The organism is Acidobacteriota bacterium, assembly GCA_035471785.1.
Classification (GTDB): domain Bacteria; phylum Acidobacteriota; class UBA6911; order RPQK01; family DATIPO01; genus JANQFM01.
This window is the reverse complement of the sequence record DATIPQ010000147.1, coordinates 1-21,084: the sequence shown is the minus strand read 5'-3', so window position 1 is coordinate 21,084 and position 21,084 is coordinate 1. Positions and strand designations below refer to the sequence as shown.

The 21,084-nt window shown below is 61.5% G+C and carries 19 protein-coding genes; 10 read left to right on the top strand and 9 right to left on the bottom strand.

Annotated elements, in window-relative coordinates; translation table 11 throughout:
- Nucleotides 1–161: 161 nt before the first annotated feature.
- The 3 genes from VLU25_21280 to VLU25_21270 all read left to right on the top strand — a co-directional run bounded on the left by VLU25_21280 (nucleotide 162) and on the right by VLU25_21270 (nucleotide 3,840).
- Nucleotides 162–1,589 (top strand): endonuclease/exonuclease/phosphatase family protein, encoded by a 1,428-nt coding sequence (locus VLU25_21280; GenBank protein HSR70476.1) that lies wholly within the window; start codon nucleotides 162–164, stop codon nucleotides 1,587–1,589.
- Nucleotides 1,590–1,743: 154 nt separating this feature from the next.
- Complete coding sequence (locus VLU25_21275; GenBank protein HSR70475.1) at nucleotides 1,744–2,508, top strand: DJ-1/PfpI family protein; 765 nt, start codon at nucleotides 1,744–1,746, stop codon at nucleotides 2,506–2,508.
- A gap of 30 nt (nucleotides 2,509–2,538) precedes the next feature.
- Nucleotides 2,539–3,840: a PQQ-binding-like beta-propeller repeat protein gene (locus VLU25_21270; GenBank protein HSR70474.1), complete on the top strand. Its 1,302-nt coding sequence runs from the start codon at nucleotides 2,539–2,541 to the stop codon at nucleotides 3,838–3,840.
- A gap of 121 nt (nucleotides 3,841–3,961) precedes the next feature.
- On the opposite strand, the gene VLU25_21265 is transcribed toward VLU25_21270, so the two are convergent.
- The 3 genes from VLU25_21265 to VLU25_21255 all read right to left on the bottom strand — a co-directional run bounded on the left by VLU25_21265 (nucleotide 3,962) and on the right by VLU25_21255 (nucleotide 7,103).
- Nucleotides 3,962–4,381, bottom strand: coding sequence for a hypothetical protein (locus tag VLU25_21265; GenBank protein ID HSR70473.1), 420 nt, complete (start codon nucleotides 4,379–4,381; stop codon nucleotides 3,962–3,964).
- On the bottom strand, nucleotides 4,381–4,644 hold the full coding sequence (locus tag VLU25_21260; GenBank protein ID HSR70472.1) for a hypothetical protein: 264 nt from the start codon (nucleotides 4,642–4,644) through the stop codon (nucleotides 4,381–4,383). Before VLU25_21260 ends, VLU25_21265 begins: the two co-directional genes overlap by 1 nt.
- Nucleotides 4,645–5,813: 1,169 nt before the next feature.
- Nucleotides 5,814–7,103 carry a hypothetical protein gene (locus VLU25_21255; protein ID HSR70471.1) on the bottom strand — a complete coding sequence of 430 codons (1,290 nt, stop codon included), beginning with the start codon at nucleotides 7,101–7,103 and terminating at the stop codon, nucleotides 5,814–5,816.
- 267 nt (nucleotides 7,104–7,370) lie between these two features.
- Here VLU25_21255 and VLU25_21250 point away from each other — a divergent pair, with 267 nt between their 5' ends.
- Nucleotides 7,371–7,586, top strand: coding sequence for a hypothetical protein (locus VLU25_21250; GenBank protein ID HSR70470.1), 216 nt, complete (start codon nucleotides 7,371–7,373; stop codon nucleotides 7,584–7,586).
- Here the strand turns inward: VLU25_21250 and VLU25_21245 are convergent.
- Nucleotides 7,583–9,922, bottom strand: a complete 2,340-nt coding sequence (locus VLU25_21245; GenBank protein HSR70469.1) for a PQQ-binding-like beta-propeller repeat protein — start codon at nucleotides 9,920–9,922, stop codon at nucleotides 7,583–7,585. The two genes, VLU25_21250 and VLU25_21245, sit on opposite strands and share 4 nt — an antisense overlap.
- A 240-nt stretch (nucleotides 9,923–10,162) precedes the next feature.
- Between VLU25_21245 and VLU25_21240 the strand changes: the two genes are divergently transcribed.
- Nucleotides 10,163–10,381, top strand: a complete 219-nt coding sequence (locus VLU25_21240; GenBank protein HSR70468.1) for a hypothetical protein — start codon at nucleotides 10,163–10,165, stop codon at nucleotides 10,379–10,381.
- Nucleotides 10,382–10,461: 80 nt separating this feature from the next.
- Here VLU25_21240 and VLU25_21235 read toward each other — a convergent pair whose 3' ends face one another.
- A complete protein-coding gene (locus tag VLU25_21235; GenBank protein HSR70467.1) occupies nucleotides 10,462–11,007 on the bottom strand; it encodes a MarR family transcriptional regulator in 546 nt (181 codons plus the stop codon).
- Nucleotides 11,008–11,185: 178 nt separating this feature from the next.
- Between VLU25_21235 and gdhA the strand changes: the two genes are divergently transcribed.
- Nucleotides 11,186–12,523 (top strand): NADP-specific glutamate dehydrogenase, encoded by a 1,338-nt coding sequence (gdhA, locus tag VLU25_21230; protein ID HSR70466.1) that lies wholly within the window; start codon nucleotides 11,186–11,188, stop codon nucleotides 12,521–12,523.
- A 5-nt stretch (nucleotides 12,524–12,528) separates the two neighbouring features.
- On the opposite strand, the gene VLU25_21225 is transcribed toward gdhA, so the two are convergent.
- Both VLU25_21225 and VLU25_21220 read right to left on the bottom strand, forming a co-directional pair.
- Nucleotides 12,529–13,317, bottom strand: a complete 789-nt coding sequence (locus VLU25_21225) for a BTAD domain-containing putative transcriptional regulator (GenBank protein ID HSR70465.1) — start codon at nucleotides 13,315–13,317, stop codon at nucleotides 12,529–12,531.
- Nucleotides 13,318–14,250: 933 nt separating this feature from the next.
- A complete protein-coding gene (locus tag VLU25_21220) occupies nucleotides 14,251–15,024 on the bottom strand; it encodes a hypothetical protein (protein HSR70464.1) in 774 nt (257 codons plus the stop codon).
- Here VLU25_21220 and VLU25_21215 point away from each other — a divergent pair.
- The gene (locus VLU25_21215; protein HSR70463.1) at nucleotides 15,023–16,207 is read left to right on the top strand and encodes a glycosyltransferase family 4 protein; all 1,185 of its coding nucleotides are present in this window, start codon (nucleotides 15,023–15,025) and stop codon (nucleotides 16,205–16,207) included. The genes VLU25_21220 and VLU25_21215 overlap by 2 nt on opposite strands.
- 22 nt (nucleotides 16,208–16,229) lie before the next feature.
- Here the strand turns inward: VLU25_21215 and VLU25_21210 are convergent, their stop codons facing one another.
- Both VLU25_21210 and VLU25_21205 read right to left on the bottom strand, forming a co-directional pair.
- Nucleotides 16,230–17,882, bottom strand: coding sequence for a glycosyltransferase family 2 protein (locus tag VLU25_21210; GenBank protein ID HSR70462.1), 1,653 nt, complete (start codon nucleotides 17,880–17,882; stop codon nucleotides 16,230–16,232).
- On the bottom strand, nucleotides 17,879–18,760 hold the full coding sequence (locus VLU25_21205; protein HSR70461.1) for a hypothetical protein: 882 nt from the start codon (nucleotides 18,758–18,760) through the stop codon (nucleotides 17,879–17,881). The genes VLU25_21210 and VLU25_21205 overlap by 4 nt, the downstream gene beginning before the upstream one ends.
- A 61-nt stretch (nucleotides 18,761–18,821) precedes the next feature.
- Here VLU25_21205 and VLU25_21200 point away from each other — a divergent pair, with 61 nt between their 5' ends.
- The 3 genes from VLU25_21200 to VLU25_21190 all read left to right on the top strand — a co-directional run.
- Nucleotides 18,822–19,145: an HNH endonuclease signature motif containing protein gene (locus tag VLU25_21200; protein HSR70460.1), complete on the top strand. Its 324-nt coding sequence runs from the start codon at nucleotides 18,822–18,824 to the stop codon at nucleotides 19,143–19,145.
- Between the two features lie 83 nt (nucleotides 19,146–19,228).
- A complete protein-coding gene (locus VLU25_21195; protein HSR70459.1) occupies nucleotides 19,229–19,618 on the top strand; it encodes an STAS/SEC14 domain-containing protein in 390 nt (129 codons plus the stop codon).
- A gap of 170 nt (nucleotides 19,619–19,788) precedes the next feature.
- Nucleotides 19,789–21,084, top strand: a 1,296-nt coding sequence (locus VLU25_21190) for an ABC transporter permease (protein ID HSR70458.1), incomplete at its 3' end; no start/stop codon positions are given.

Sequence of the window (21,084 nt, the reverse complement as noted above, 5' to 3'; positions counted from 1 at the left end):
ACCCTCATGGCCCCATCCTCACGGCCCCATCCTCCCCGGATGCGCTAGCGCTTTCCATCGCCGGCAGGCATCCGGGACATCTCCTGGCCGCCGGTCTTTCTCGCTTCCGGGTTCAGGGAGTGCTATTATTCATAAAAACCTTGAAGGCGCTGGAGTCAGTCATGCCGTTTTACACTTGGCTGCGGCCTCGCTCGTCGGACAGTAAAAACCGACTCGATACCAAGAAACGCACCGCGCAAAACCTGAAGACTTTGAGGGCGGCGCTGAAGGGCCACATCGCTGCCGCCGAACTGCCGGACGGGTTGGTGGCGCCCTCCGACTCGTCCCGCTTCATCCGTATCGCGACCTGGAACCTGCGCGAGTTCGACTCTTCCAGCTACGGATACCGCAGCGAGGAGGCCAAGGCCTATATCGCCGAAATCATCTCCCATTTCGACTTGGTCGCGCTGCAGGAGATCCGCCGCGATCTGGATGCGCTCAACGACGTCAAGAGGCTACTGGGACCCGGGTGGAACTACATCGCCACCGACGTCACGGAAGGCACAGGCGGCAACAAAGAGCGCATGGCCTTCCTCTACAACCTCGACAAGGTCTGGTTCCGCGATGTGGCGGGAGAACTGACGCTGCCCAAGGGCCAGCAGGTCACCGATCCCTTCGGACAGCGCTTCAGAGTCGAGGGCGGACCCCGTCTACAGCTTCCCCAAGGCCAAATCCTGACCTCTCCGACCGGGCTCAAGACCGAAACTCTGTCGTCTGGGGCAACCAAGATCAAAAAAGACGTGGAGATAGCGCTGCCTCAAGGAACCAAGCTGCAGTTGCCGCCAGGAGCGTCGATCCGCTTCGCCGCCAACTCCCGCGTCCCCATCACTGCCGACAAGGCCATTGACATCGAGGCAACCGACCAGCCGACGCTTCCCGACGCCGCCGAGATCGTGCTCCCTCCCGACTCTTTGGTCGGGGGATCGCAGCAGTTCGCGCGGACGCCGTTCGTGGCCTCCTTCCAGGCCGGCTGGCTGAAGATCAATCTGGCCACGGTGCATATCTACTACGGAACCGGAGATGCCGGGATGGAACGTCGCACCGAAGAGATCCGCCGCCTCACCTCGCTGCTGGGCCAGCGGGCCAGGAGCGACAGCGATTCCGACGCCGATTCCTATTTCATCGCCTTGGGCGACTTCAACATCGTCGGTCCCGGCCACGCCACCATGAAGGCACTGGAAAGCAATGACTTCAAGATCCCCGAGCCGCTGCAAAAGGTGCCCGGCAGCAACGTCAAGCAGGACAAGTTCTACGACCAGATTGCCCTGTGGACGGGAGAGTCGAGGAGGCGTAAGAGCTACACCCGCATTCGCCCCTATCGAGCAGGCGTCTTCGACTTTTTTGAAGTCGTTTATCGGACGCAGGATAAGGACACCTACCAGCCCTTCATGCGCAAGCCCGGCTCCAACAAGTTCTACTCCAGCTATTCGCGATGGCGTACCTACCAGATGTCGGACCACCTGCCGATGTGGGTCGAGCTGCACATCGACTTCGCCGACGAATATCTGGAAGAGGTGGAGAAAGAGATAGAGTCCAGGCTCAACGGGTAGAAGCCGGCCCAGGGCGGCTACCGAGCCTCTTGACACCCCGTCGGAAGCTGCGCTATCCTCCTTTCATCAGCTTTGTTTAAAAAAGCTCGCTCGCCCGGGTGAAAAAGCTGATTGAGGTGTCGATATGCGACCAGTGTTCGGAAGGTCGGTAGTCTTGGGAATTATTGCCGCTGTCTTGACCGTCGGCTTCGGTTTCAGGGGGACAGAAGAGGAGAAAGAGCAGGACGACGTGGTCTACGTTTGTCCGCCTTGCGGCATTCACTGCGATCACCTGCACCACAAGGAACCGGGGCAGTGTCCCGTTTGCGGGATGAACTTGATCGACAAGCGCGACCTGCTGCAGGCGGCTGTACTGCTTTCTCCCAGGGTGCCCATGACTCAGGTGGCGGGGCCGGCTCAGGTCTTTCTGGCCAGCCGGGGATTCTTCACCTATACGGTGGGCGCCGGCGACACCCGGGAAAGCCAGGGAGCGCTTTACTCGCGCGAGCTTTTTCAGGTCAAAGCGCGTCATTCGATCTCCGATGCTCCCCTGCCGCAAGTTCTGGTGGTGGCGGGCGGGGACATGGACATTCTCGAGGATGAAGCCGCCATGTCCTGGGTCCGCAAGGCGGGAGAGGAGGCGGAAGCGGTGCTGGGGATAGGGACCGGCGTCGCCATCCTGGCCAAGGCCGGTCTGCTGGAGGGCAGGGAAGCGGCCCTCGACGAGAACCTTTCGCGCCTGATCGAATACTTCCAGCTCAAGGAAGCAGCTCACTACCGCCACGACAAGCCCTGGGTGGAAAGCGGAAAATTCATCACCGCCACCTCTGCCGACAGTGCGCTGGACGCGTCTCTTATCCTGGTCGGAAACCTGCTGGGACCCAGCCAGGCCCGTCAAGCCGCTCAGTCCCTGGGGCGCTCCATGCCCGAAAAGCAATAACGTCCGCGGCGATTGAAAGGAGAAGCTGTTATGGCCGACCTACGCCTGACCCGTCGTGCGCCTTTCGCTGCCCGGCATTCGACACATCTTCTGACGCCGGCATGGCATGTCGCTCTGCTCGTGCTGCTGACTCACTCGGCCCTGTGGGCCCAGTGGCCTCAATGGGGAGGTCCTCAGCGCAACTTCCAGGTTGAGGGGGCGCCTTTGGCCGAGCAGTGGCCGGAAGAGGGGCCGCGCTGTCTCTGGCGGCGTCCTCTAGGGGAAGGCACCTCGGCCATCGCCGTGGCGGAGGGGACGCTCTACACGCTTTATCGAAAGGATCCCGAGCAACTGGAGGTCGTCGTGGCTCTCGATGCCGGCGACGGAAGCACGCGCTGGCAGCGCTCCTACCCGGCTCCGCTGTGGGAGGAGTTCCAGGCCGTGCCCAGCAAAGGCCCCCACAGTTCACCGCTGGTGGTGGGCGAGCGCCTTTACACGGTCGGCGTGAGGGGACTGCTCCGCTGCTGGCAGCGGCACAGCGGAGAGCTGATTTGGGAAAAGGATTTGTGGCAGGAGTACGGCACCGATCCGCGCCTGAGCGGATACGCGCCCAGTCCGCTGCGCTGGAAGGACCGGCTCATACTGCCCTGGGGCGGTCCGGGCAAGGCCGTCATCGCCCTGTCGCTGGAGGAGGGAAGCCAGATCTGGGCTTCCCAGGATTTCAAGGCCACCTACGGCTCCCCTTTGCTCATCGAGGTCGGGGGGCAGGAACAGGTAGTGGTCTTCATGGCCGAGCATATCGCGGGGCTCGATCCCGAAGATGGAGCCCTGCTGTGGAGCCATCCCCACAAGAACCAGCACGGCATCAACGCCTCCATGCCGCTCTACCTGCCCGGTCAGATGCTCTTCCTGTCCTCGGCCTACGACGGCGGCAGCCGCATGCTCAAGCTGGGCCGCGATCCGGTCAGCGGCGCCACCTCGGTGGAGGAACTGTGGACGAGCCGGCGCCTCAAGATCCACCACGGCACGGCCGTCTATCTGCAAGGTCGCATCTATGCGTCCAGCGGCGATACCGGGCCGGCCTTTCTGGTGGCGGTCGACCCCGAGACGGGCGAGATGGCGGTGCGCCAGCGAGGATTCACCAAGGCTAACCTGCTGGTCAGCGGCGAACACCTCATCATCCTCGATCAGAATGGCGAGCTGGCGCTGGCACGACCCGCACAGGAGCGCATCGAAGTGCTCAGTCAGGCCCAGGTGTTGAAGACGCTGTCCTGGACCGTTCCCTCCATGGCGGGAAGCCGTCTCTACCTTCGCGACCGCAGCGAGATCGTGGCCCTTGATCTCGGCCGCTGAGCGACCCGGCGGCGGGTGGGGGAATGACGGTTCCCTTTGTCGGGGAGGCCGCCCCCTCCTGCCCCCGTGAAGTGCAGCACTCCCCCTGGAAGACAGCGTCCCGCGACTACTTTAGAGCAGCCTAGGCGGCGTTGGAGAGGCGCCGCAGCAGGTAGAACTCGTAGCCGATGAGATACTGCAGGTCTCCCAGGTCGGCGCGCAGGCGGCTCTTGGCCCTAAAGACGGACAAATAAAGTCGAAATACGAGAAATTGGGGCAGCAAAAAAAACGGCGCCCCGGACTTCATCAAGACCCTCAAGTCGCGTTCCAGCGATTCCAGTGAAAAGAGCAGGAATTCAGCCGCATAAGCGGGATTGGTCTTGGCCAGTTGCAAATTGACCGGGTTCTCAAGTTCGGCAAGGATGGCCTCGGCCGACATGGCCCTGGACCGGATGACTTCCGGCGCCATTTCAAGCTCACGTGCAAGTCCCGTCAGGTGAAAGGAAATTGCAAGTGAAATGCCGACGAAGCACAACACCACGAAGACGATAAAAGCAATCATCAGGCCACTCTCCTCGCTGCAGTCGCCGCCCGTTTGAAGGTTGCCTGCATCGCCTCCTGATGATCGGGGGGAGTCCCGTCGAGGTTTGAGGGCGGACTGTAGTCTCTGAGTCCCCGGTAGATGAGGAACGCCGAGACGATCCAGGCGAAGTCGTTGATGTGGGTGAAAGCCGTCCTGCTCAGATCATATCCCGCCAGGTACACCATGTGGTTGAACCAGAAGATCAAGCAGGGGAGGTATATGCCGATCAGCGCGTAAGACATGTTACGCCCCAACCGAAAGGATGGATGACGCAGCAACCGCAGGTAAGTCAGGATACCCAGAACCGCCGCGAACGAAAGCAACGCGTTATAGAGGATTCTATAAGGGTGTGCTTGGGGAAGCGTCGCGTATTCGAAGAGGAAGAAAAGAGGGATAGTGCAGAGCAACACCAACTCGACTCTTAAGCGCTTCCCTATTAATCTGTAGATCTTCCAAATGTAGGCCACGCCAAGGGCAAGCAAGAGATTAGTCGCCAGGAAATAGAGGTGCAGATAGAAGTCTGAGTTTACTCCATAAATCCTGTATACAATCTCAAGAGACGGAATGCTAACTAGCGCGACTGCGACGTATGAGAACAGCACGGGGTATTGGCGTACCAGATGGAGGGTCCTTCCATTATGGCGGCGCCGCAGAGTACCACGGCGCAAAACCAGCACCCATATGACCAAGGCGAGTGCATTTGCGCCGTAATAGATCGCCTCCGAAAGCATTCTGCAAGTGTAGCTTGCCGAACTGACACATGTCAATCAGTTCGCAGAGCCTATCGCCGCAGCCTTGCCGTCGTTCTACGCCGGATAGAAGCCAACGAGACGAGGTGTCTCTAGCAATCCGGTGGGCAAACCCCAGGGGGTCGGCCGGGTGCATCGAAAAAAGCCTCGTTGATGCCGGGGTCATCACTAAAGCTCTTCGATTCTGAAACGCCAGCGGAAAAGGCTAGAAAGAACAAGACGCTAACTAACGCGATACGCTTTCTCATGAGGTAAACTCCTTAGTGCTTGCAGATTTCTCTGCTCCCTCAGTGCTTGAACTAAGGCAGAATACAGCAGAATCGTCCAGAATGCAAACGATAATTTGCAGTACCTGAAAAATCATCATTTACTGCAATTCTAATACCGTGCCGCACGCATACCAAAGGCGGCACCGGGCTTCTTCGAAACGAAATAGAGATGAGCTAATGGTACAGGAGAAAGGGGAGGAATGCACCTCACGGGGCAGGAAATGCCGAGGGTTTCCCCTCAGTTTCAACCCAATTCTACCGACTAGTTTAAAAAGAAAATAACGCTTTGTCATCTACCGCCAAAGTTGGCTGAAAAAGAAGCAAGTAAGTTCTTGATCATTTCTAACGATTTTGGGGTTATTGAGTCAAGAAAGACGATCGAGTTGAAGCCGGTCAGGACCCTGTTTCGCATTCCGCCCGGGGCTGAGCGGCGTAGGAGAGGACATTGCGGTTGTTCACCTGGGCCAGCAGAGCGGAGAGATAGATGGAAAGACGATGGGCCACGAAGCGGATGTCTTCATCAGGGCATTCAGCCAGCTCATTTTCGAACTCCTCCACGGTTTGCCGGTCTCGCCGGTAGAGTGAAAAGAGCGATCGGCGGCGGAAGACCTCAAGACGCTCCTGGAAGGTGCGGCGATGCTCGTCATCGGGATGCTTCTCCATACTCACGGCTTGACGATGCAGGTTTTCCAGGTCCTCCACCAAGTGAAGGCTTTCCTTGAGCCGCGATTGCTGGTGCGAGTCGAGCATCTCGCGCGTCACGTAGCCTTGCCCGGCGCTTCTGAAAAGCTGGCGGAAAACCTGCTCGAATCCGTTCTGGAGCATGCTCAGCGAGCGCTCCAGGCGGTCGTCGAAACGGTCAGGGTCGCTTTCCTGGTCGAGACGCCGCAATTCTTGCTTGAGCGAGCGGTTGGCTTCCACCCGCAGAGCGCCGGCGCTGAAGACCAGGAAGTCTTCCAGGTCGGATTCGGAAAGCAGGGAGCGGCGCAGGTCTTCCATGTGGATGAAGAGCTTGCGCACCCGGAAGTAGGCGAAGACCATCAGCAGCAGCAGGATCTGACGGTCGGGCTGGGTCCGCAGCGAGGTCTCGATGTGGCGCAGCATGCGCAGCAGCTTGAGGACGCACATCATAAGGTGAGCCACCCTTTGCTGCACAACCTGATCGTCGGTCAATCTGCAGCCGGCTTCGCGTACTTTCTTGAGATCGGCGGCGCGGCGGGAAAGGCGGCGCAGCAGTTGATACCCGCGCGACTGCCGCAGCCGTCGGACCGACCTGCACAGGCGCAGGCCCAGACGGTCAAAGCGGCGGCGGTCGACCTTGTCTTCGTTGAGCAACGCCTGCAGCGAACGCTCGGCCCGGCGCAGGGCTTTGCGGAACTCCCGGACTCGGGTCAGGATAAGCTGGGCCCGACGGCGCCGCTTGCCCCTCTTCGACTCCTTCTGGCCGCCGCCCGCTTGATCGGCGTAGATGGTATCGATCCAGGAGCTGAGGTTGGCCAGGTCGCGAATGAGGCGGTAGGAGATCTGGGCCTCGGAGGCCCAGTTGAGACGTCCCCCATGCAGATCCCCGCATTGCTGGGAGACGATTTCTGAAGGGATGCCCAAGCGCTTCTGGTGAATGAGCAAAAGCGATGCGCTCAGTTCGAAGCGCTCAAACAGGGTCAGTTCGAATCCGCTGCTCACCGCACTCTTCCTTCCGGAGCGAATTTAACGCTTCGCTTCTCCCCTAATCGGTGAGCATTTTCCAAAGGTTTAGCAGCCCTGGGGATTTTTCCTCAGCCCGCGCGGCGGCCGGAAGTGGCCGGTGGTGTGCCAAATCTGTACCGCCACAGAGAAAAATCTTTGTGATTGTGGTCACAACGGACATCGGGTGCGGTCCGATGAGAAGGGCATCAGCAGGAGCCGACAAGCGAGCAGGAAGTCCGAATGCAAAAGAGAAGAGGTAAGTTCATGACCAGCCGTTCCCCCCAGTCGGGCGATACCCTCACCCTGGCCCTCAAACCCAAGTCTCATCCAGCGGGAAGGGTGGAAGCCCTGCGGGAGAGGATCGAGACCGGCCTCTTCGTAATCTGCTGCATGCGGCTTGCCAACCGTCTCCTCGACCGGGCCATCCGCTGGACGCACCCCAGCTCCAGGCTGGACGCTGCGGGCAAACCCGGTTCCTAAGGACTGTGCAGAAACTCGAGCAGATGTCCGCCCTGGGCACGCCAGGTGGGCCAGTTATGGCCCCCCGCCGAGGGCCTGACCTCCACCTCGTATCCCCGCGTCCTCAACTCGGCAGCCAGGAACCGGCTGCTCCCGGCCACGTCGAAATCCATAAGAGGCCTCCAACTCCGGTCGTGCAGGGAATAACTGATGAAGATGCGCTGATCCGAGTCCTCCTCAAGGCGCGGAATCAACTCCTGGCGGATCTCGTCATCGCTCAGCACCGCCGACTGCATGGCGGCCCGGCCGAAGTGCTGGGGAAAGAGGAGAGCGGCCAGCAAGGCGCCTGGACCGGCTTCTCCGTGTCCGATGACCATGTGACCGTCGCCCTCGGCAAGGGGATAGCGGTCTTTGAGAAAAGGGAACACCTCTTCGCCCAACATACGGATGGCGCCGTCCCCCCTCTGGCGCAGGAACCAGACCTGAAAAAAGGGACGGTTGATCTCCAGAAAGGCCGCCACCACCGGTGCCGCGCCCTCGGCCGTGCGCTTCTCAAGCCAGCGGTCGAAGTGTCCGAAATTGCGCGCGTGGTCGCTGAGGAAGAGGGCTAAAGGATAGGTTTCGTCGACCTGGAAAGAAGGCGGCAGCAACACCTGCAGGGCAATGTTGCGCCCCATGTGACGGCTCTCTATTTCGTGTCGGCGCAGTCGCTGCGGGCCGGGAGCGGCGGGAAGCTCGGGCTCCTTCCACTGAGGAAGGGAAGCGAAAGAGCGGGGCCCGTCAGGAGTCTCGATGACCTTGGGGTTGAGCGGATCGGTGAGGACCTCTTCGAAATGCCGGAGATGGTATTGCCAGGCCGCGGCGTCGGACTCGGCCCTGAAGCTGCGGAAGTAGAAGTCGGTGCCCTCGACCCGGAAGAAGGGCGCGTCCTGTACGCCTCCCGTCATGTCGCCGCGGATGGCCACGTCCTCGGCGGGCCCGCGAAAGACGAAGTGGACAACCCGGTCTTCCACCAGGGGAAAGCCTTCCTGCCCCTCCATGAATTCCTCGATCAAGGCCTCTTTGCGCGAGTCGGGGGCCTGCTCCAAGCGGCGGATAAATTGGCCGAAAGGACCCCTCATGAGATCGGGCTCGGGACGATCCACCCGGACCACGGTTTCCACATGTGGACGCGGGTCCACAGCCGCAATTTCATCCAGGTCGCGCAAATAGATCCGTCCCCCGGCAAAGGCCGGCGCCGTCCAGGTGTCGCGCCGGTTGAAGATCTGCCGGCTGCCGATTTCGCGGTACTGAGCGGGATCGGCCTTAAAAGCGGCTAGTTCTCCGCTGGCCAGGACCAAGAAGGTATTGCCGACCAAAGTCAGATTGTGCCCTCCAGGGGGGCGGGACTTCCAGGCATCTTGGCCCGTGTCCACGTTTACACATGTAAGAAAGCGGCCGTTGTAGCCATAAAAATGCCCTTGAAAGTAAACGGGCACGCTGTGAGTGTTCTTGAAGGAGCGGGTACGCCACTGTTCTTCGGCCTGCCAGGCCTCTCCCTGCCGGCGCAGTTTGAAGAAGACGGCCTGGCTGGAACGGGTGACCAGGAAGCCTGCTTCTTTGGCAGGAACGATGTGGGGGTCGATGGAGGCTTCTTCAAAGGTATGCTTCCAGAGGATCTCTCCGCTGGAAGGATCCAGTCCAGCCACTTCCTTGGCGCTGGAGGCGATCAACTGGCGCCGCCCGGCCAACTCGGTCAGCAAAGGCGTTTGGTATTCGGCTTGGCCGGGGAGAGCGGTCCAGCGCAGTTCTCCGCTGTTCTTGTCCAGTGCTGCCAGGATGCCCTGGGGGGCTCCGGTCTGGATGACGAGCAGGTCGCCTTCCACCAGCGGCGAGGTGGAATAGCCGTAGTAAGGAGCGACTCCCTGAAAATCCTCAACCAGGTGGCGCCGCCAGAGGACGCTTCCGTCTGCGGCGTCGAAGGCCGCCAGGTGTCCATGGGCGCTGAGGGCGTAAAGCCGTCCCTGGCTGAAGGCCGGTGTCGAGATGGGACCGTCGTCAGATCCGTCATGACCGCGGTAGACCGGGGAAATCCGTGCCCGCCAGACCTCTTCTCCGCTTTCGGCGTCGAAAGCCAGGACGTAGTCGCCTTGGGGCTGCGAGCCCATGGTGTAGACCCGTCCTTCGGCGATAACCAGTCCCGAGTAGCCTGAGCCCACCTGGCGGGTCCAGCGGGTCTCGAAAGCCAGCCCCTCCACGTCCCGCAGAGCCGGGTCATCGACACGTCCGTCTTGATCTGATCCGCGGAACTGGGGCCAGTCCGCCGCCTGGGAAGGCAGACACAAAAGGATTGCAGCCAGCACGGCTCGTGCCAACATCGACTCATCTCCTCCCCCGACTTGAAATTGGAAAATAACGAACGATACGCCTCTTCTACGAAAGGCCCTTTGCGTAGTTCGAAAAATTCTTCACGCTCGATTCCGTCCTCGACACGCCTTCCCGAGGGGCTGCAAGAAGCCCTGCGGCTGTGGGCCGAGGCCCTGAGCCAAACGGCGTCCGGCGCTCAAGATTCCGCCTCTTCGGTCGATATGAGATGAGGAAGCGGCAAAGGACGCACGATGGAAAAGAACAAGCACAGCAGGCGCCCTCCAGGGGACGGTCCGGGCAGTCTCATCGATCTCCTCAAGCAAGAAGGCCAGGGAAGGCTCTTTGCCCGCGAGGAATCTTGCCTGGAAATGGAAGACCCCTCTGACGAACTCTCGGTATTCGACACCAACCGCCTGCTGCGTCTGCTGCGCGCCGCCATCGAAAGCGACCAATGGCCCTTCCTGAGATGAGCATGCCTCTCGGCGTTCCGCCCCGACCGACGTCTGCTTGATGTGGGTCCTGACTCACGATCTCATCAAGGCCGATCGCCTCACGAGGAGGGGCGAACGGTGACCAGCAGCTTTTCCATCCGCCCTTTGAGCTTAGCCAAGCCGCGCAAGGTGCTGGGCGAGAGGCTGGAGAACTCTTTGTAAAGGGAGGTCATGGTCTCGAAGAAGTCGAGCATGTGCTGGAGGCGTTCCTGGGTAAAGCGGTCGCTGCCGTCCTCGTCCTGCTCGGCTTGCTCCATGCATTGCCTGAGCATGGCGAGAGTGGGATCGATCTCGCGCCGCTTGCGCTCGGAGAGGATGAGCTGAAACATCTCCCAGACGTCTTTCATGGACTCGAAATGGTCGCGTCGGTCGCCCAAGATGTGGACGATCTTCACCAGTCCCCAACTCTGCAGTTCGCGCAGGCTGGTGGAGACGTTGGAGCGGGCCACCGAAAGCGTCTTGGAGATGTCCTCGGCATTGAGGGGCTGAGGAGACAAGTAGAGCAGCGCATGGATCTGGGCAACGGTTCGATTGATCCCCCAGCGCGTCCCCATCTCTCCCCAGTGGAGGATGAACTGTTCGGCGGTCTTGGTCAGCTTGGGCATCTTATTTCCTCATTTTCTGTCATTTTAGAAATTACCGCATTGCGCCCGCCGCTGTCAACGTCTCTCGCGGCCTGGAGAAGGTGGCGGTGGGTCTTGCAATCCGGGTGTCAGGGGGAGAGAATACCTTTGCGGGATAGTCCAACACCCTGCTCACACAGACCGGAGGCCTGAAAGAAAAATGGATCTGGACAGCTTTCTCAAGCGAGTGCGAGAGCGTAATCCCGGAGAGACCGAGTTTCATCAAGCCGTAGAGGAGGTGGCCGCCACCCTGGCCGACTTCATTGAAAAGCGTCCCAAGTACGAAAAGGGCCGCGTTTTGGAGAGGCTCACCGAGCCCGACCGCATCATCATCTTTCGCGTCTGCTGGGAGGACGATGAGGGGAACGTGAGAATCAACCGTGGGTACCGGGTCCAGTTCAACAACGCCATCGGACCCTACAAGGGCGGACTGCGCTTTCATCCCTCGGTCAATCTGAGCATCCTCAAGTTCCTGGGCTTCGAACAGGTCTTCAAGAACGCTCTCACCACTCTGCCCATGGGAGGGGCCAAGGGCGGATCCGACTTCAACCCCAGGGGCCGCTCCGACCGCGAGGTGATGCGCTTTTGCCACGCCTTCATGTCGGAACTCTATCGCCACATCGGCAAGGATGCCGACGTTCCGGCCGGCGACATCGGCGTGGGAGCCCGCGAGGTCAGCTACCTTTTCGGACAGTACAAGCGCCTGACCAATGAGTGGACGGGCACCATCACCGGAAAAGGCCTGGATTTCGGGGGCAGTCCGGTGCGCACCGAGGCCACCGGCTATGGCTGCGTCTATTTCGTCCAGAACATGCTCAAGCGCAATGACGATTCGCTGGCCGGCAAGACCTGTCTGATATCGGGCTCGGGCAATGTTGCCCAGTATACGGCCGAGAAGCTCATCGATCTGGGGGCTCGGGCTGTGACCCTGTCCGACTCGGACGGATTCATCCACGACGCGGAGGGACTCACCCGTGAAAAGCTCGATTGGGTCAAGGAGCTCAAGAACGAGCGGCGCGGACGCATACGGGAGTACGCCGAGGAGTTCGGAGTGGACTACTTTCCCGGCGAGAAGCCCTGGGTCAAGATCCCTTGCGACGTGGCTTTTCCCTCGGCGACTCAGAACGAGATCTTGAAGCAGGATGCCCTCGCCTTGGTGGAGAACGGCTGTATTGCGGTAGGCGAGGGGGCCAATATGCCTTCCAACGCCGATGCCGTCGAGGTTTTCCTGGAAGGGCGCCTGCTCTATGGACCCTCCAAGGCGGCCAACGCCGGCGGGGTGGCCATCTCCGGTTTGGAGATGACCCAGAACTCGATTCGCCAGACCTGGACACGCGAGCAGGTCGACCGCCGCCTGCAGGAGATCATGCACGACATTCACGAGAAGTGCGTGAAGTACGGCCTGGGCGAGGACGGCTACGTCAACTATCCCAAGGGGGCCAACGTGGCCGCTTTCCGCAAGGTAGGCGATACCTTGCTGGCCTACGGGATTCTCTAAGTCGTCTATTCAGGCAGGTGCTGCTCTTCGACCTGCCGGGGGGCGTTTCGCGGGTTGATTTCGCCATCCACTATGGATTGGTAGAGAGCCGAAGTCTCCACTTCGGGTTTCACGTCGAGTTCCCGGTCCAGCCGCTGCACGCAGTGGCGATATTGGCGCAGGGCATCGGCGCGGCGTCCCATCCAGGCATGCAGTTTCATGATGTCCCGGTGAGCGGATTCGCAGAGCGGATCAAGGCGCAGCCAGCTTTGCGCCGCGCTCATGGCCTCCTGCAAGCGTCCCTGGGCGATGCGTCCCTCAACCAGCTTCTCCACGGCGCTTTGGTAGAGGGAGCGCAGGGACTCCGATTGATAGGACTGCCAGTCGTCGAATTCAGGGCTGTCGGGCAGGGAGAAGCCCTCCATGAAGTCGCCCCGGAAAAGAGAGACCATCTGGCCTAGAGAGTCGAAGTCATAGCTATTTGCAGTTTTTCTCTTGAGACATTGTCTGAACTCACCGACGTCGATCCAGACCTGCGATCCTCTCTTCAATTCCACAAGGCTGCGGGTGCTGCGTAAATAAGGCCCCAAGCCGCGTCGAAGCAGGGAAGCCAGGTTCTGGCGCAGATTGGCCCGGGAGCGTCGAGAATCATATTCGGGCCAGAGAAAAGAGGAAAGGGCATCGCGGCGCACGCCTTCGCCCTGGACAGCCAGATAGGCGATCAAGGCCAGGCTCTTACGCCGGCTCAGCTCGCATGGCTCTCCTTCCAGCTGCAGGCGCGGCGGCCCCAGAAGATAGACGGCGAGACCAGGCATAAGCCAGTCCTTTCCCGAAAGGCCGTGAGCTTGAAGGGACGGGTGACTCCCCCGGAGTCGACAACTCACCCTGAACTCCGGCCAAGATTCGAAAGTGTTTCTTGCGTTTACCTGCGGGCCCTGAGAAAGCAACGACTCTGCCTTGCGACGCCTAGTCCGCTTTCCAGGTAGATGGAGGCAGGGCGACCCAGGTTCTGACTGCCTTCCGATATTTTTCTTTCCTCAGCTAGGGAATTTACCTGAATTTGTCAAGCAGAACAAGGTTGTCGCTGAAAAACAGGGCCCGTTGACGACTTGGAGTGGATCCGTCGGTTTCAAGAGTTCTGTAACTTTCTTGTAACGCTTGATTCCGATAATGAAGGATTAGAAGACGTTCCCCGACTCTAAGTCGAGGAACGGAGCAGCGACCTGCCGCTGTCGGCAGGCCGCCATGAAGAAGCCGGCCCGCAGCGGGAGTTGCGGGACGGTTGGGTCGCACCATTTAGGAGCTTGATAGGCCACCGACAGGCTCGGCTCATCAGGGTCGGGCTGTGCGTGCGGGTCTTGAAGACCGGCTTGTGTCGAGTGTTGGGTTGAGTTGAATCTGTTCCATCCGGTCTGGGACGGAGCATCGTGTTCGGTGCATCCGTCGGAACGGGCGCTGCTCTATCCGAGCGGCGTCTTGCGCTCGCCGCCTGCTTCCGAGTGCCGGCCCAAGGTCATGGGCGTTTCGGAGGCATTCCCTCAACTTTCCGAGCCTTCGGACGCTGTAGGGCCGTTCTTTGGCGGCCTCGGCGGTTGGATGGCTGCTGACTTCGCTCAGAAGATCATCTGCTTCGGCACAGCGGGTCCACCTCTCCGACCCGCATCCGGGCCGAGTTGAACCTTAGTGGTCATCGTGCTGCCCGACGCCGGCTCGGGCGGCGATGATCTTTTTCCAGCCCGCGTTGCGGGCTAGGGTCGGGCCTGACTCCTTGGTTCCTGCCGTTTCGAGCGCGCGGCGTCGAGCATTCTGCGCGCGCCGGCTTCGCTCTTGCAGCCGTGAAAAGTGGTCAGGCGGAAGGGATGAGCGGCATAGCGGCGCCTGAATTCCCGGTTCTCGTGCAGGGTCCCGGAGACCCAGTCCGGGAAGTGCTTCTTGTCGATGTTGAGGCAGGGAAGATAGCGCTCGGCCCGTCGCTTCCAGAGAAGGACATTGACCAGACTCTCGTCCCACACGAAGGGATGGCGTCCGCTGGCGTCGAAGCGGCGCGAGAGGCTCCAGCAGCGGCGCAGGAAAGATCGGCAGCGCGGGGTCCAGGACATGCAGCAGGAGTGAAGGTAGGGCAGGTTTTTCTCGTCCACCTGGAGATTCTCCATCAAGTCGGCTACCAGGTTGGCCTTTAAGTCGCTGGGATGTCTGGGCAAGAGGGGGTAGTCTTCATCGGCGGGCCGGCTGAGCTGGAAGATCTCGTCCACCGAGGGAGTGGGGACGTGATCGGCGTCGAGATAGACTCCATGCTCGGTCGGAGTGTCAAGCATGGCCCGGAACTTGAGATAGGTGATGTGATTGCCGGGAGGCGAATCGAGGCGGCGCACGGTCAGATTGGGGTAGGCGAAGTCGACCTCGGTGTTGACGGCGTAGAGGATCAGAGGCCGTGAAGAGAAAGCCTCCAGTCCTTCCGCTAAAACCCGGGCAAGGGGCAGGAAGGCGGCGTCGCAGTGGGTGATGTAGCATTGCCTGAACATGCAGCAGGCCAAGAATATCAAGGACCCGGAGGCAGGGAAAAGGGTGCGTCCGCCACTGCGCGTGGGCATCGTCGTCAGCTCTTTGGGATTGCTGCCGGGCGGGACGGAAACGCGCGCCGTCCAACTGGCTTTGCAGCTCAGCCGGAGAGGCCACCAGGTGTGGCTGGCGGGCGGACGCTGGCCGAGGCGGCGCTTGCCGCGTCCGCTGGCGGAGTCGGGACTGGAGGTGATCCGCATTCCGGTTCCTCCGGCCGATTGGCGGGTCTGGAGGGTGCTGGGCGGCTTGACCGAGTTCCGGGCCTTCAGTTGGCAACGGCGTATCTTTCAAGGGCTGGCACAGCTTTCCCCGCGCTTGCGGCGGCGGACTCGGGAAGCCGACGTCACCTTCACCCTGCACGTCCGCGATACGCTGTGGATGTCGCGTCGCCGCCGGCGTTTGGGCAAGGCGCATGTCTCCTATTTCACCGGAGGCTCCAGGCGTCTGGCGGATCAGGATGCTTCCCAGGTGCGGGTCGCCAATCCGCGCGTGCTCGATCCCGGGCATCCCTCCGGCCAGAGCGGCTTCGACGGCGTCTTCCAACCCGGCATTCCCCAGCGACTGCTGGACGATGAGTCCTACCAGGTGCGCCCGCGAGCGCGCCGGCTTCTCTTTGTGGGCCGGCTCGAGCACAACAACGGCCCTCTCGATGTTCTGGAGATCTTTTCGTTGTTATCGCGCGACCTCCCCGACTTGCAACTGAGCTATGTGGGACGGGGGGTTCAATCCGAAGCCACCCGGCGGGCGGCCAAGCGCAAAGGCCTTCTCGACAGGATCTCCTTTACCGGGACCCTGGAGCAGGAAGAGGTGTGGGAGCACATGAAGGGAGCCGATGTGCTGGTCATGCCCCTGCGTCACGGGCACTTCCCCATCACGCTGTTGGAAGCGGCGGCACTGGGACTGCCCTTGGCCACCTCCGATATTCCGGGAGTCCGAAACGGCTGCGCGCCCGAGAGCCTCAAGCTGCCTCTGGACCAGCCGGCCATTTGGGCCCGGGAGTTGGCGCGCCTGCTCGGGGACGAGAAGCGGCGGCGTCACATGTCGCAGAGCGGACGGCTCTTCGCGGCGCCTTTCACCTGGGAAAGAGCCGCCGCGGAGATGGAAGAGATGTTCTACCTGGCCCTGGACCGGGCCGCCTCCCCATAGGACTCCTTCCGAAACAGACCGTTCATCTGCGCCGGCCGCGCCAAAGCATGCTCAGCGTCGACCAGCGGGGTTGCAGGCCAAATGCTGCCAAGATTTGCCTGCAGCCCCTCCAGCGATGGCCTCGGCCCATCAAAGAGGCGCCGAAGTTGAGGCGCAGCCGCGCCATGGCCGTGCGATAGCGGACTCCCGCCACCTTGCCCCGCCGACGGGCCCGCCGCAGGCTGTAGATAGCCTCCTGGAAGCCTACCGGAGAGTCGCCGGCGGTGTTGCCCTCATGTTTGCGGATGCGGGCCAACTGCCGCTTGATCACCAGCGCCGGCGAGTGCTCTCCCAGGCGTACGATGAAATCGTGATCGCCCCAGGTGAGCTCTTCGTTGAGAGGTCCCGTGCGCCGGAGCAGATCTGCCGAAATAAGCAGCGTCGAAGTGTAGATGACAAAGCGCGTCTCCAGCAGCAGTTGCAAGACGTCGCCTACAAACAGGTCGGGCTGGTGGGTGCTTTCCAGGATGGGGTAATGGTTGTGCCGCAGTGGTCCCCGGCTGTCGAAGGTCATATAGCCGGTCCACGACCAGCCCGCCGAGGCATGTCGGCCCAGGGCCTCGCTTTGCACCTCCAACTTGTCGGCTTCCCACAGGTCGTCGGAGTCGAGCATGGCGATCAAGCGTCCCCGCGCTCGCCTCAATCCGCGGTTGCGGGGTGCCGAAATGGAGCGGGTGGCTTGCTGGGGAAAATAGCGGATGCGCGGATCGGGAAAACTTCGGACCACCTGGCCCGTCTCGTCCTCTGACCCGTCGTCGACCACCAGCAGTTCCCAATCGCCGCGCGACTGGCAGCGCACCGATTCGATGGTTTCGCCGATCAAGTCGGCCCGGTTGTAGGTGGGTAGCACCACGCTGATGGCGGGACGGGCGGCGGCGCGAAAGAGGCGCAGGGTGTCCCGGGCTCCTGCTTCGGAGGCCAGTTCCAGCAGCTCTTCGTCGGCCATCCATTGGCGGTAACGCTCGTCCCAAACCCTCTTCTTCCAGCGTTGCAGCACGATCTGGTTGTCCAGGGCCACTTGAGAAGCGTCGAAGCTGCTGATGCCGGGCAGTTCTACCTCCTGGAAGCCGCTGTCGGTAAAGGGAATGTCCAGCCGCCTGCAGATCTGCCGGCGGTAGTCGCGCTCGCACACCCAGCGGCTGAAGTAGATGACGAGAAAGTCATCTTCGTCCTGCCTCCGGCGGGCCAGCCGAAGATGGTTTTTCCAGCGCTCGATCAGCCCTTCGCCGGCCAGATCGAGCTGAGGTTCGGCCTGCTGGCGGCTGGCCGCCCAATTAAAGGGATCGCGCACCACCGCGATGTCCATCAGGCGTCGGCTGCCTCCTCGGGGACGAGCCGCCTCGGTGAGCTTTTGGAAGTCCTCACCGGAAAGGTCTTCCAGGTTGTAGATGTAGAGCTGCTTGGGGGCCAGCTCGAGACCCGCCAGATCGCGTTCGGCTTGCCGCGGGTCCATGTTGAAGTAGCGCGAGAAGCGGTTGCCCAGCAACCGCCGGTCGCTGGTCAGGCGGCAGTCGTTGAGGAAGAGTCCAGGTCCCTGGCACTGGCGGATGATCCAGTGAATGACGGCGTGGTGTCCAGATCGGCGCAGGGCCAGCACGCGCCATTCGTTCTCGTTGACGACGGCCTGCGGACTCACGGCAAGTCTCCCAGAAAACCCCGCACCCGATGCATGCCCCGCCGGATATCGTGGTCGAACTCGCTTCGCCACTTCACCTCGGGGCGCGGCCCCACTTCCTTCTGCTTCTGCAAGGCTCGGGCGGAGTAGGGGAAGTGGTAGCGGGGGCCATCCGCGAAGTGCCGGTCGTGAAGGGCCTTGAGGTGCAGATTGCTGGAATACCCGCGCCAGAAATAGCGGCTGCGCCCGGCCATCGCGGCCAGTGGCTCGGCTCCGATGAAGCCCGCCGTCCGCCGGACCAGGGTGATGCTTTGCAGGCGGACCAGGCGTCCCTGCTCGTCGCAGTGCAGAAGCCGAAGCCCGTAGCCCGCTTCCACCAGCGCCTGGCTGATGCGGTCTCCGCTATCGTACCACTGCCATTGTTCCAGGGGCAGGGAAGGGGCTACGGTTTCCGCCGCCGGATAGAAGCCGTCGGGGAGCCGGGTCTCCAGCAACTGCCGGTAGACTTGCGGACGCAGCACCACCGAGAAAGTGCCGTGGCTGGGACGTTTGCGGCGCGACATGCAAGAGACCGCGGCCAGCGCGGGGTCTTTGAACTGTTCCCGCACCCAGGGCCAGAGTTCGCGGTCGACCCAGAAGACGTCGCTATCGCAAATGGCCAGCAAAGGCGTGCGGCAGCGCCGCACGGCGTCGTTGTAGGCCTCGTGAAAATCGCGCCTGCCGGGTCCTCTCTGCAGGAGGCGCACACCAGGAAAATAGTCGGAATCAAGCTGGCCGGGGGCGTCGAAAAAGATCTCGATCTGGGCCTCGCGGCTGGGGAAGGCCCTCGAAATGCAAGCGTGCCAGACTCGGGCCACGTCCTGGTAGACAGTGCTGGTGAAGACGGTGATATGCTTCATCGGACCACACTCTACGTGCTTGAGCGGGTCTTTAAAAGCGCGGGTCTGGTAGGCTGAGGATATGGCCGCAGGCAAACGTCCGCCCAATACCGATGAGCAGGGCCTTCCTTTCCCCCAGGAGGTCATCGGGAGGGTATGGGCCAAGGGCAGCCCCATCAAGGGAATCTCTCCCAAGTTGCGCCGTCGCGATGTCTGCGGAGCCATCATCGACCGCGCCTCCTTCGGTCGCCGCAAGACTCCCTTCGGCTGGGAGATCGACCACATTCTTCCCGTTTCCAAAGGCGGCGGAGACGACCTCGACAACCTCCAACCCCTGCACTGGATGAACAACCGCAGCAAGTCCGACGACCACCCCGACTGGGAGTGCGGACTAGAAGCGTCTTAGGCTAAGTTTGGTCATCTATAAGAGTGTTTGCATCGCAGGCTCAGGTACGATATACTTAAAAAGCATTGAGAAAGGTTACAATTATGAGTACTTTAGATATTAAAGGCATAGCATTTAAAGAGAAAGCCGCCGGGAAAATCCTGGAAGTCATGCTGACGGGCAAGCTTGAGAAAGAAGACTACAAGGCCTTCGCCCCCGAGGTCGATCGCCTGGTCAAGAAGCACGGCAAGTTGCGCGTCCTGTGTGTGATGGAGGACTTTCATGGCTGGACGGCGGGAGCGCTGTGGGAGGACGTCAAGGTCGACCTCAAGCACTTCAACGACATCGAGCGGCTGGCCCTGGTAGGCGACAAGAAGTGGCAGAAGGGCATGGCCGTCTTCTGCAAGCCCTTCACCACCGCCGAGGTCCGTTACTACGAGAAACCCCGGCTCGCCGATGCCCGTCGCTGGATAGAAGAGGGACTCGCGTCCTGAGTCCTCATCTCTTGACATATGGCGACATCGCCAGGATTGCCTCCCGGTAAGCGGTCAGATTCCTGTTGACAGTCTACAAGAAGGCGGCTAGTCTCTTGTAGAACATCTAGAGGAGGAAGGCCGCGGGAACAGACCCTCAACTGATCCCGCAGCAGCAAAGGGATCAGCCTATGGGCAAGTGGACTCATCGCGTCAGGACCGCCCTCCGTTCCTGGTTCCGCCGCTCCCAGGTCGAGGACGAACTGGAGGAGGAACTGGCCTTTCACCTGGAAATGCAGACCCGACACAATCGGGAGCAGGGAATGAGTCCCCGCGAGGCCCGGCGCAAAGCCGTCCAGCAATTGGGCGGAATCGAGCAGGTGCGCCAAAGCGTCCGCGGGGCGCGTTCGGGAAGCTGGCTGGAATCCCTGCTGCAGGATCTGCGCTTTGCCCTGCGGGTGCTGCGGCGCCAGCCGGGATTCACGCTGGTGGCCGTCCTCACTCTGGCCTTGGGAATCGGCGTCAACACCGCCTTTTTCAGCGTCCTGCACGGCGTGTTGCTGGCCGACTTGCCTTATCCCGGCAGCGAGCGGCTGGTGCTGGTGGCTAACAACTACCTGGTCGAGGGTTCGCCCCGCATCTTCGAATGGCTTTCGGTGCCCGAATATCTCGAATACCGCCAGCGCAGCCGACTCGTCGCTCCTATGGCGCTGTGGGGACCCGCAGAACTCAATGTCACCGAGGGCACGGGCTCTCCCGAGCTGTCCAACGGAGCCCGGGTCACGCCCAACTTCTTTTCCGTGATGGCAGTGGAACCGACCCTGGGGCGGCGCCTTTCCGACGCCTCCGGCGGACCTGGTGGCCCCGAGGAGATCGTCCTCTCCCACGGCTTCTGGCAGAGGCGCTTGGGAGGCGATGAGCAGATCGTGGGGAGGGTCCTGGAGATCGAGGGCCGCCCACTGCAAGTCGTGGGTGTGATGCCGCCTGGCTTCAACTATCCCTACCGGGAGATCGACTTCTGGATTCCCCTGGTCATCGATCCCGCCAACCCGCCTTCGCGCGGAGCCAAGAACCGGCAAATCGTAGCCCGCCTGGCTCCCGGTGCCGACATTCATCAGGCCCGCCGCGAGCTGGCGGCTATCTCGGCCCAATTGGAGCGGGAGTATCCCGAGTATTATCCGGAGTCGAAAGGCTTCCAGGCCTCGGTGATTTCACTCAGGGAGCATCAGGTGGGCGAGGCACGTCCGGCCCTGATGGCCCTGGCGGGAGCCGTGGCCCTGGTGCTCCTGATCGCCTGCGCCAACGTGGCCAACCTGCTGCTGGCGCGGGGATCGTCGCGGCGTCCTGAAATGGCCGTCCGCACGGCCCTGGGGGCCGGACGCAAGCGCCTGATGCGCCAGTTGCTGACCGAGACGGCGCTGCTGTCGCTGCTGGCGGGCGCCGCCGGACTGCTGGCCGCCGACCTGACCCTGGACGCCCTGCGCTGG

Excerpts from the sequence above, each read along its gene's own strand:
- VLU25_21205 (HSR70461.1), bottom strand. The coding sequence starts at position 18,760 with ATGAAGCATATCACCGTCTTCACCAGCACTGTCTACCAGGACGTGGCC.
- VLU25_21260 (HSR70472.1), bottom strand. The coding sequence starts at position 4,644 with ATGTCTTACGCGCTGATCGGCATATACCTCCCCTGCTTGATCTTCTGG.
- gdhA (HSR70466.1), top strand. The coding sequence starts at position 11,186 with ATGGATCTGGACAGCTTTCTCAAGCGAGTGCGAGAGCGTAATCCCGGA.
- VLU25_21265 (HSR70473.1), bottom strand. The coding sequence starts at position 4,381 with ATGATTGCTTTTATCGTCTTCGTGGTGTTGTGCTTCGTCGGCATTTCA.
- VLU25_21235 (HSR70467.1), bottom strand. The coding sequence starts at position 11,007 with ATGCCCAAGCTGACCAAGACCGCCGAACAGTTCATCCTCCACTGGGGA.
- VLU25_21270 (HSR70474.1), top strand. The coding sequence starts at position 2,539 with ATGGCCGACCTACGCCTGACCCGTCGTGCGCCTTTCGCTGCCCGGCAT.
- VLU25_21195 (HSR70459.1), top strand. The coding sequence starts at position 19,229 with ATGAGTACTTTAGATATTAAAGGCATAGCATTTAAAGAGAAAGCCGCC.
- VLU25_21245 (HSR70469.1), bottom strand. The coding sequence starts at position 9,922 with ATGTTGGCACGAGCCGTGCTGGCTGCAATCCTTTTGTGTCTGCCTTCC.
- VLU25_21215 (HSR70463.1), top strand. The coding sequence starts at position 15,023 with ATGCAGCAGGCCAAGAATATCAAGGACCCGGAGGCAGGGAAAAGGGTG.
- VLU25_21200 (HSR70460.1), top strand. The coding sequence starts at position 18,822 with ATGGCCGCAGGCAAACGTCCGCCCAATACCGATGAGCAGGGCCTTCCT.
- VLU25_21240 (HSR70468.1), top strand. The coding sequence starts at position 10,163 with ATGGAAAAGAACAAGCACAGCAGGCGCCCTCCAGGGGACGGTCCGGGC.
- VLU25_21280 (HSR70476.1), top strand. The coding sequence starts at position 162 with ATGCCGTTTTACACTTGGCTGCGGCCTCGCTCGTCGGACAGTAAAAAC.
- VLU25_21220 (HSR70464.1), bottom strand. The coding sequence starts at position 15,024 with ATGTTCAGGCAATGCTACATCACCCACTGCGACGCCGCCTTCCTGCCC.
- VLU25_21250 (HSR70470.1), top strand. The coding sequence starts at position 7,371 with ATGACCAGCCGTTCCCCCCAGTCGGGCGATACCCTCACCCTGGCCCTC.
- VLU25_21225 (HSR70465.1), bottom strand. The coding sequence starts at position 13,317 with ATGCCTGGTCTCGCCGTCTATCTTCTGGGGCCGCCGCGCCTGCAGCTG.